This window comes from Ruegeria sp. CDSA089 (genome assembly GCF_059612205.1).
Map to the genome: position 1 here is coordinate 22874 of NZ_JBXWQD010000014.1, position 9911 is coordinate 32784.

Annotated in this window: 9 protein-coding genes; 5 read left to right on the forward strand and 4 right to left on the reverse strand. The window is 58.5% G+C overall.

The genetic code is table 11. The annotated features are described in order from the left end of the window. The first annotated feature begins 81 nt into the window (after window positions 1-81). On the forward strand, window positions 82-942 hold the full coding sequence (locus AC2FJ6_RS19925; protein ID WP_170775508.1) for an N-formylglutamate amidohydrolase: 861 nt from the start codon (window positions 82-84) through the stop codon (window positions 940-942). A 2-nt stretch (window positions 943-944) separates the two neighbouring features. Here AC2FJ6_RS19925 and AC2FJ6_RS19930 read toward each other — a convergent pair whose 3' ends face one another. Further along, window positions 945-2198 carry a DNA polymerase IV gene (locus tag AC2FJ6_RS19930; RefSeq protein ID WP_496669784.1) on the reverse strand — a complete coding sequence of 418 codons (1254 nt, stop codon included), beginning with the start codon at window positions 2196-2198 and terminating at the stop codon, window positions 945-947. A gap of 358 nt (window positions 2199-2556) precedes the next feature. Further along, window positions 2557-3261, reverse strand: coding sequence for an orotidine-5'-phosphate decarboxylase (pyrF, locus tag AC2FJ6_RS19935; protein WP_170775512.1), 705 nt, complete (start codon window positions 3259-3261; stop codon window positions 2557-2559). A gap of 144 nt (window positions 3262-3405) precedes the next feature. Here pyrF and AC2FJ6_RS19940 point away from each other — a divergent pair, with 144 nt between their 5' ends. Both AC2FJ6_RS19940 and clpB read left to right on the forward strand, forming a co-directional pair. Then, window positions 3406-3726, forward strand: coding sequence for a hypothetical protein (locus AC2FJ6_RS19940; RefSeq protein ID WP_170775514.1), 321 nt, complete (start codon window positions 3406-3408; stop codon window positions 3724-3726). 127 nt (window positions 3727-3853) lie between these two features. After that, complete coding sequence (gene clpB / locus AC2FJ6_RS19945; RefSeq protein WP_496669786.1) at window positions 3854-6472, forward strand: ATP-dependent chaperone ClpB; 2619 nt, start codon at window positions 3854-3856, stop codon at window positions 6470-6472. An 82-nt stretch (window positions 6473-6554) separates the two neighbouring features. On the opposite strand, the gene AC2FJ6_RS19950 is transcribed toward clpB, so the two are convergent. Together AC2FJ6_RS19950 and AC2FJ6_RS19955 are read right to left on the reverse strand one after the other, a co-directional pair. Then, window positions 6555-7370 carry a cyclase family protein gene (locus tag AC2FJ6_RS19950; RefSeq protein WP_170775517.1) on the reverse strand — a complete coding sequence of 272 codons (816 nt, stop codon included), beginning with the start codon at window positions 7368-7370 and terminating at the stop codon, window positions 6555-6557. 246 nt (window positions 7371-7616) lie between these two features. Next, the gene (locus AC2FJ6_RS19955) at window positions 7617-7808 is read right to left on the reverse strand and encodes a hypothetical protein (RefSeq protein ID WP_170775519.1); all 192 of its coding nucleotides are present in this window, start codon (window positions 7806-7808) and stop codon (window positions 7617-7619) included. A 331-nt stretch (window positions 7809-8139) separates the two neighbouring features. Here AC2FJ6_RS19955 and msrP point away from each other — a divergent pair, with 331 nt between their 5' ends. Together msrP and msrQ are read left to right on the forward strand one after the other, a co-directional pair. Continuing rightward, complete coding sequence (msrP, locus tag AC2FJ6_RS19960; RefSeq protein WP_170775521.1) at window positions 8140-9051, forward strand: protein-methionine-sulfoxide reductase catalytic subunit MsrP; 912 nt, start codon at window positions 8140-8142, stop codon at window positions 9049-9051. A gap of 4 nt (window positions 9052-9055) precedes the next feature. After that, a complete protein-coding gene (gene msrQ / locus AC2FJ6_RS19965) occupies window positions 9056-9670 on the forward strand; it encodes a protein-methionine-sulfoxide reductase heme-binding subunit MsrQ (protein WP_170775523.1) in 615 nt (204 codons plus the stop codon). Window positions 9671-9911: the final 241 nt, after the last annotated feature.

The following is a 9911-nucleotide window of genomic DNA, read 5'->3' on the forward strand; positions in this document are numbered from 1 at the left end:
TATAAAAGGAGTCGCAAAGGGGTTCAAGGGGTTTGGTTGAACTATTTTCCAGTCTATGTTCAGTCCGAACAAGGAGTCACCATGCAGAACGCCGCCTATGTACTGGATATGCCCGCCAAGCGCACGTCTTGTATGGTGTTTTCGTCTCCGCATAGCGGGCGGAACTATCCCGAAAGCTTGCTGAAACGCACGGTTTTGAACCGAAATGCGATTCGGTCCTCGGAAGATGCGTTCGTCGATCAGCTGTTCTCGCCTGTTGCAGATTTCGGGGCACCGCTGATATCGGCCACGAAACCAAGGGCGTATCTGGACCTCAACCGCAGTTCAGAGGAACTGGATCCTGCGCTGATCCAAGGTGCGCGGCGGCAAGGGCACAATCCGCGTGTTGCCTCGGGCCTGGGCGTGATTCCCCGCGTAGTGGCAAATGGGCGCGCGATTTACCGTGGCAAGCTGACGATGGACGAGGCGCGGCTGCGGATCGACACGTGCTGGCGTCCCTATCACGCCCGCCTGAAATCACTTTTGGCCGAATCGCATGCCAAGTTCGGGCAGGCGGTTTTGATTGATTGCCACTCGATGCCGCACGAGGCGGTTGCCATGGCCAGTGGCCCCAAAGCCAAACGGCCGCAAGTTGTGCTCGGCGACCGGTTTGGTGCGTCAGCCTCAACCGAGGTGGTTGACCGGATCGAAGCGGCCTTTGTCGCCGCCGGCCTGACGGTCGTGCGCAACGCTCCGTTTGCGGGGGCCTATGTGACCCAAACCTATGGACGCCCCGCGCGCAACCAACATGCGGTTCAGATCGAGATCGACCGCGCGCTATATATGGATGAGGACCGGATCGAACCTAACGGCAATTTCGCCGAGTTCCGCACACTGTTGCGGCAGGTCATCCGCGATGTCGTCCAGATCGGCGAAGAGCCCCTGCGTCTGGCGGCCGAATAGGATCAGCGCAGCGCCCGTCCTTTCACGATAGCGTCGGTCCCGAAGCGGCGGCGAATTTCGTCCGTGGCACGCTCGGCCTGTGATCTTTGGGCGGCACCAGGATCCAGCAGATCGCCCGAGATATCGGCCTGATGTTCCGGGCACAAATCCGACAGACCACAGCCCAGTAACCGGTATGGCCCCTGATCCCCAACTTGATCGAATAGCGCGCGCGCCGTGCGATATATACGATCAGCAATCTGGGTCGGGTCCCGCAGGGATACCCGTCGCGTGATGATCTTGTGGTTGGCTCGTTTCAGTTTAAGGGTCACGACCCGCCCGGCCAGCCCTTTGGCCTTGGCCCTGTCGGCGACCTTTTCCGACACGCGCCAAAGATGTCCGTCCAGAATGTCGAGGCTGGCGGTGTCTTCGAAAAAGGTCGTCTCATTGCTGATGGATTTCATCGGTTCATGGGCCGAAACGCGGCGTTTGTCCTGACCGCGGGCCAGATGCCACAGCCGATAGCCCATCGCTCCAAATCTGGCTGTCAACGCCTCCTGATCCCAGCGCAACAGGTCCGAGAAACTGCGGATGCCGGCACGGTCCAGCGATTCCTGCGCGGCGGGGCCGATACCCCAGATCAGGCGCACTGGTTTGTCATGCAGAAACTCTGCGGTCTCAGCCCGGCCAATCACTGAAAACCCGCGTGGCTTGTCCAGATCCGAGGCTACCTTGGCCAGAAACTTGTTGTGCGAAAGCCCGATTGACCCGGTCACGCCCAACTCGTCTTTCATGCGCTTGACCAAACGCGCCAGCATCACCGCCGGTGGCGCACCGTGCAGGCGCTCGGTGCCAGAGAGGTCCATGAAGGCCTCGTCCAGCGACAGCGGTTCAACGATGGGCGTCAGCTCATCCATCATCTTGCGGATCTCGCGCGAAACCTCGGCGTAGACGGACATGCGTGGTTTGATCACCACCGCATCAGGGCAGAGTTGCAACGCCTTGAACATGGGCATGGCCGAGCGCACACCGCGAATACGGGCCACATAGCACGCCGTGGACACAACCCCGCGTTTGCCGCCTCCAATGATGACCGGCTTGTCGGCCAGTTCTGGGTTGTCCCGCTTTTCGACCGACGCATAGAAGGCGTCACAATCCATATGCGCAATTGTCAGGTGGAACAGTTCCGGATGTGATTTGATCCGGGGGCTGCCACACGCGGGGCAGCGCCTGTCATCGGTGACTGTGGTCAGGCAATCTCGGCAAAGACCGGGCATGGATGTCTTCCCGCCTTCAAAGCGATCGGTTCATGAGCGCGACTATACCAACCCCACCGCCACGCAAAAGTCCAAGGCCGGATTTCAGGTACGATCTGGTGGAAAAGAAGACCCCCCGCGCGTTGCGGGGGGAGGTGACGGACCTCAGGAAGAGACGGTCCGCGGGGAGTATCACAAGACCAGATTCGCTGAAAAACAGAGGTTTCGATAGGATCGAGTTCACACAAGGAAAACAGGCGGTTTTCATGTGTGTTTTCGGGCACAGGGACGATTTGGCGCGGTTTTCATTAAAAGTGACGTAAGGTCAACTGCTTGACCGCCAGAAACCGATGTTTTTCTCGGTTTCTGACCTCCGCGTTTAGTGCCGTGTCAAGGAATTTAACTCGGCAAGAACCGCTTGGGCGGCGGCTTTCGGGTCCTCTGCCTGATAGATCGGACGACCCACAACGATGTGGTCTGCGCCATCTGCAATAGCGCTGGCCGGGGTGGCAACGCGTTTCTGATCGCCAAGCGCAGCCCCTGCCGGACGGACGCCGGGGGTGACGATCAACCGACCTTCGGCCTGGGGCAGGGCGCGGATCAGCGCAGCCTCTTGCGGGCTGGCGATGACGCCATCTGCCCCGGCCTCAAGCGCCTTGGCAGCGCGTTCCACCACCAGCTCCTGCACATCGCCCGGCTTCAGCAAACTGGCGTCCAGATCGTCGCGGTTCAGCGAGGTCAGGATGGTTACAGCCAGGATCTTTAGATCCTTGCCCGAGGCGCCCTCTTTCGCGGCGCGCACCACGTGGGGATCGCCATGAACAGTGAGGAAATCCAGATCGAACTGCGCCAGTCCACGCACCGCGTTTTCGACCGTGTTGCCGATGTCGAACAGCTTCATGTCCAAAAAGATGCGCTTGCCGTGATCCTGCTTCAGCTCATTGGCCAGCGCCAACCCGCCGCCCGTTAGCATGCCAAGCCCGATCTTATAGAAGGAAACGCTGTCTCCCAGCCGCTCGGCCATAGCCAGACCTTGCAGGGCGTTCGGGACATCTAGGGCTACGATAAGGCGGTCGTCGGACATGAGGGCGCTCCGTTTTTTGGCAAACGTCTGCGTCCTAGCGGGTTTGGGGGTCTGTGTCCATGTGGGATGGGTAGGTGATTCAGATCACGGCAGCGCATTCAGACTGTGCTATACTAAGCGCGCATTGAAGGAACGGATTTGCGAATGAAACAACTTGTGCCCGCCGCGTTTGCACTGGTGTTGGCCGGATGCCAGGACATGCCGCTGGAAACCGAAGCAGCCGATACAGTGGTCAAAACGCCCACCAACGAAAACCTACGTCTGGTGCGGGGGTATCGTTCGACCGATGACGATTGTCAGATCACGGGTGAAACGGCCTTTACCGTCGACTTTCTGGACGATGCGGCGGACCTTGTGTCTTGCCCCGAAGGCGGCAGTGCGGCTCAGTCTCTGGTCGACATGTACGGCGCGCGACAGGTGGCGGAAACGGGGGGCTATGCGGTCTATTCCGTGCCGCGCAGATAGGGGTCGAATATACGCCTCCGCCTCTTGAACCGGGACAGATATTTCCCAGATTGAATGTGAGGCCCAAAACCGACGCGTGCCGCCAGGCGGGCGCATCAAAACAGGGCGCTTGGAAAAGGAGAATAAAATGGACTTGAACAAGTTCACCGAGCGGGCACGGGGTTTCGTGCAAGCGGCGCAGACTATTGCGATGCGGGAAGAGCATCAGCGTCTGACGCCCGAACATTTGCTGAAAGCATTGATGGATGACGATCAGGGGCTGGCCAGCAACCTGATCACGCGGGCCGGTGGTGCGCCCAGCCGTGTGGTGAATGCGCTGGACGCTTCGATGGCGCGCATTCCAAAGGTCAAAGGCGACACAGGTCAGGTCTATCTGGACGGCCAGACCGCAAAGGTTCTTGCCGAGGCCGAAAAGATTGCAACCAAGGCGGGCGACAGTTTTGTCCCTGTCGAACGCATTCTGATGGCGCTGTGCATGGTGAAATCCAAGGCTAAAGAGGCTTTGGAAGATGGTGCCGTGACCGCGCAGAAACTGAATGAGGCGATCAACGATATCCGCAAGGGGCGCACAGCCGATACCGCGTCGGCGGAAGAAGGCTATGACGCACTCAAGAAATATGCGCGCGATCTGACCGAGGCTGCGGCCGAAGGCAAGATCGATCCGATCATTGGGCGGGATGAGGAAATCCGCCGCTCGATGCAGGTTCTGTCGCGTCGAACCAAGAACAACCCGGTTCTGATCGGTGAGCCCGGCGTGGGTAAAACCGCGATCGCCGAGGGCATGGCCCTGCGCATCATTAACGGTGACGTGCCAGAATCGCTGAAGGACAAGAAGCTGCTTGCGCTCGACATGGGAGCGCTGATTGCCGGTGCGAAGTACCGTGGTGAGTTCGAAGAACGCCTCAAGGCCGTGCTGACCGAAGTGACCGAAGCGGCGGGTGAGATCATCTTGTTCATTGATGAGATGCACACGCTGGTCGGCGCTGGTAAATCCGACGGCGCGATGGATGCGGCGAACCTGATCAAGCCAGCGCTTGCGCGGGGTGAGCTGCATTGCATCGGCGCGACCACGCTGGATGAGTACCGCAAATACGTCGAAAAAGACGCGGCCCTTGCGCGCCGGTTCCAGCCCGTAATGGTACAGGAGCCGACGGTCGAGGATACGATCAGCATCCTGCGCGGCATCAAGGAAAAGTACGAGCTTCACCACGGCGTGCGCATCTCAGACTCGGCGTTGGTGTCGGCGGCGACGCTGTCGCATCGCTATATCACCGACCGTTTCTTGCCCGACAAAGCCATCGACCTTGTTGATGAGGCAGCGTCGCGTCTGCGGATGGAGGTGGATTCGAAGCCCGAAGAACTGGACCAGTTGGACCGCCAGATTCTGCAAATGCAGATCGAGGAAGAGGCGCTGAAGCTGGAAGATGACGCGGCCTCGAAGGATCGTCTGGAAACCTTGCAAAAGGATCTGGCCGATTTGCAGGAGAAATCCGCCGAGATGACCGCCCAGTGGCAGGCCGAGCGTGATAAGCTCGCGGGTGCGCGTGATCTGAAAGAACAGCTCGACAAGGCCCGGGCTGATCTTGAGATTGCCAAGCGCGAAGGCAACCTCGCCAAGGCGGGTGAGTTGTCCTATGGCGTTATTCCCCAGCTTGAAAATCAGTTGGCCGACGCTGAGAACAGCGAAAGCAACGCGATGACGGCGGAAGAAACAGTGCGCCCCGAGCAAATCGCTTCGGTCGTTGAACGCTGGACCGGTATCCCGACAGCCAAGATGCTGGAAGGCGAGCGCGAGAAACTGCTGCGGATGGAAGAGGACCTGCATTCCCGCGTGATCGGTCAGGATGCCGCCGTCACTGCCGTCGCAAACGCCGTGCGCCGTGCGCGGGCCGGCCTGAATGACGAGAACCGCCCCTTGGGTTCGTTCCTGTTCCTCGGCCCGACTGGTGTGGGTAAGACCGAGCTGACCAAGGCCGTGGCGAACTTTCTGTTCGACGACGACAACGCGATGGTGCGCATCGACATGTCCGAGTTCATGGAGAAGCATGCGGTCGCCCGTCTGATCGGTGCCCCTCCGGGCTATGTAGGGTATGACGAAGGTGGCGTGCTGACCGAGGCCGTGCGGCGCAGGCCCTATCAGGTCGTGCTGTTTGACGAGGTCGAAAAGGCGCACCCGGATGTATTCAACGTGCTGTTGCAGGTTCTCGATGATGGTGTGCTGACCGATGGTCAGGGCCGCACCGTGGACTTTAAACAGACGCTGATCATCCTGACGTCGAACCTTGGGTCGCAGGCGCTTAGCCAGTTGCCCGAAGGAGCCGACAGTGCGCAGGCGCGGCGGGATGTGATGGATGCGGTCCGAGCCCATTTCCGGCCCGAACTCCTCAACCGTCTGGATGAGACCATCATCTTTGACCGGCTCAAGCGGGCCGACATGGATGGCATCGTCGATATCCAGATGGCACGTCTGCAGAAACGACTGGCCGCCCGCAAGATCGAGCTGGCGCTGGATGATGGTGCCAAGCAATGGTTGGCCGATGAAGGCTATGACCCGGTCTTTGGCGCGCGTCCGCTGAAACGCGTGATCCAACGCGCGCTTCAGAACCCGCTGGCCGAGGCGTTGCTGGCCGGTGAAATCAAGGACGGTGAAACCGTCCCGGTCTCGGCAGGTTCGGATGGCCTGATCATCGGCGACCGCCTGGGCACCTCGGACCGCCCAAGGCCAAATGACGCGGTCGTGCACTGAGGCAAAAGGAAGAACCCGCCTTCACGGCGGGTTTTTCTGTTTCGTAGAGCTCTTTCCACTGGCGATCGTTTGACAGAACTTGTCAAACCATCGCAAAAATGCGCGCGGGTCCGCCGGTTCCGCCCGCATGTGTCGGCGCGCCGACGACGAGCGTTGCGCCAGAGGCCGGAATGCGGTCCAGCCCGGCGATATTTTCGATCCCGAAACGACCGGTGGATAACCACGCATAGTGCGTATCAAAGGTTGCCGAAGGGCCGTGGTCCAGTGACAGCGTGTCCGAGGCGATTGAGCGTGCACCAGTTTCCTCGATCAACATCTGTGCCGCCTCGACGTGGAAACCGGGATAGTGCTGTGCCTGCCCGTCAAACCCGCGATAGGCGTCGCTATCGACCTTGGCGGCCCAGCCAGAATACAGGGCCACACAGGCCCCGTCCGGAATATCGCCGTGACTGGCCATCCATGCCTTTAGGTCATCGGGTGTCAGCAGCGTATCCGCGTCCTCAGCCGCGCGGGCGGCAATATCGACCACACATAGTGGGGCGATCAGGTCAGAGACCGGAATTTCATCCACCGACGCCCCATCCGCCGAGAAATGCAGTGGTGCATCGACATGGGTACCGGTATGTTCGTTTACTGTGATCCGCTGAAGATTGAAGCCGTGTTCGCCGAAGCTGTAGATTTGTTCGGCGGAATAGCCCGGCTCTCCGAAATAGGTCGGGAAATCGGGGCTGATCGTGTGGGTCATATCTTCGACCTTGCCATGTCCTGAGGCCATAGCGGCGGGTGCGGTGACCCCTCCGGCGGCAACGGCCACACCCGACGCAGCGGCGGCCTTGAAGAAACTGCGCCGTGAAAGCATTCGGTCCTTGACCGCATTCATTACACAGATGTCGCACATATTCGTCTTCTCCCTGTCCAGCGTTCGATCCGGGGGCTGATCATTCGAATTTTCAGCGTACCCGGCAATCAGAGTGCAAGGCTGGGAAATGGCCTGTAAAGGCTTAATCTGTTAAATTTAAAATTCATATTATTGAATTGAAAGGATATTTTGGGAGAAACTGGTGGGCTGAAAACGAATAACCCGCCGATGAATGGCGGGTTATTGTGCGAACATCGACGTGTTCGGTTTTTAGATCATGCGTGATCAGGTGCCCGACGGAAGGGCGTTCAGATCCTGAGCGTTGCTTTCGTCCAGGCCAGTGTCGTCGCCGATTTCCTCGCAGGTTACGGGGAATGTTTCATTCGAATCGCAGCCGCTGATGGGATATGTTTCATTCTCAGCGCAGGCAGCGATGAACAGCACCAGCGACAAGCCCGCAAGCATTTTCGTTTTCATGTCTCGTCCTTTCCGATCGTATTCTCGTCGTTTCCCTTGGCGCCAACTGCGATGCCAGCCATATACGGCAGCCTACTCTGTCCCTTCGCGCCCTTAGAAAACTTACGCTTCCGGATTGGGCATTGGCTAGCGGGAATATCAACCTTGACGCTAGGTCTTATTGGTCAAAACGCTCGAAATCGCGCGAATCTGTACCGTTATCTCTCAATATGAGTTTCCCGAGTGGCGGATACATTACAGCCTCTTCTCCCAATCGTGACGCATGTTGCCTTGGTCCTGTGCTATGAGCGCACTAATTGGACTCTAATACAGAACGATCACGGAGACGCAGATGGCGCATCGCTGGACCAATAATTTGACACGTGCAGACGTTACCCCTCGGGCGGCGTTTATGAACCGGCGGCAGGTGATGGCCGGGCTTGCAGGTGTCGGCTTGGCAGGGATGGCGCAGAAAGGTGCGGCCGAAGAGGCGGCCGAGGATCTGGTGCCCAACACCTGGGAAGAGATCACGTCTTACAACAACTATTATGAGTTCGGTACGCGCAAGGATGATCCTGCGAAATACGCCCACACGCTGGTAACGGAACCCTGGAGCGTGCAGATCGATGGATTGGTCGACCGTCCCGGCGAATATGATTTCAAGGACATCATGTCTGAGATGACGGTCGAAGAACGCATCTATCGTTTTCGCTGCGTCGAGGCCTGGTCAATGGTGGTGCCCTGGAACGGGTTTGAGCTGGCCGATCTGCTGAACATGGCCGGAGTGCAGGAAGGAGCCAAGTTTGTTGCCTTCGAAACCGCATACCGTCCTGATGAGATGCCCGGCGTTCAATTCCCGGTCCTGGACTGGCCGTACCGTGAAGGTTTGCGTCTGGACGAGGCCATGCATCCGCTGACGATCCTGGCGGCGGGAATCTATGATCGTCCGATCCCGAACCAGAACGGTGCCCCTTTGCGTTTGGTTGTTCCATGGAAGTACGGATTCAAGTCGATCAAGTCGATTGTTCGGATTACCCTGACAGACGTTGAGCCTCCGACAAGTTGGAACATGGCCAATCCGCGCGAATATGGCTTCTATAGTAATGTGAACCCGAATGTGGATCACCCGCGCTGGTCTCAGGCGTCGGAACGTACCATCGGGGGCGGGCTGTTCTCGAAACGTATTCCGACGCTGATGTTCAACGGCTACGAGGCCGAAGTCGCCGGTCTTTACGAAGGCATGGATCTGTCGGAATACTATTAGGCGCATGCAGACCGTGAACCAGATACTCCGCCGAGCGCCTGTTTGGGCTGTCTACCTGCTGGGCCTGATCCCGGCACCGTGGATGTTCTATCAGGGTTTGACCGGAGGACTGGGTATTGATCCGATTGAGGCGCTGGAACATCGCTATGGCGAGTTGGCGTTACAGCTGTTGATTGTCGTGCTTGCGGTGTCCCCGTTGCGGCGGTTTTCGGGACTGAACCTGACGAAGTTCCGTCGCGCTTTGGGGGTGCTGACCTTCGTCTATGTTAGTCTGCATCTGTTGGTATGGTTGGTTTTGGATGTGCAACTGCCGAGCCAGATCTGGGCCGACATCCTCAAACGTCCCTATATCACGGTGGGCATGGCCGGATTTCTTCTGCTGCTGCCCCTGGCTGTGACTTCAAATAATCTGTCGGTGCGCCGTTTGGGTCCACGCTGGCGCGTTCTACAACGTCTGGTCTATCCAGCTGCGATTTTGGGCGGGCTGCATTACGTGATGCTGGCGAAAGGGTTCCAGATCGAGCCACTGATCTATCTGAGCGTGATTCTGGGCCTTCTGGCCCTGCGTCTGCCGCTGTCGAACCCACTCAACCGATTCCGACAGGTCGATTCCGCCTGAGTCTGTGGGTAAGCCTGTGCAAAACCTGGGATGCACGTCGAAACGGTGGCCTGGGGTGTTCGTTTTGGGAAGGGAATTTTCGGTAAGTAACTGTAAATATGTTGAAAATTTTTCAAGCAGAGTTTTTTCCGATTTTTCCAGATTTTCTGCTTGCGGCTTTCCGGGGTAAACCTTAGAACCCCCTTCACCGGCGCTGCTGAGGCGGTGCTGGGGCGCTGGAGACGGTGCTGACGGACTGGAA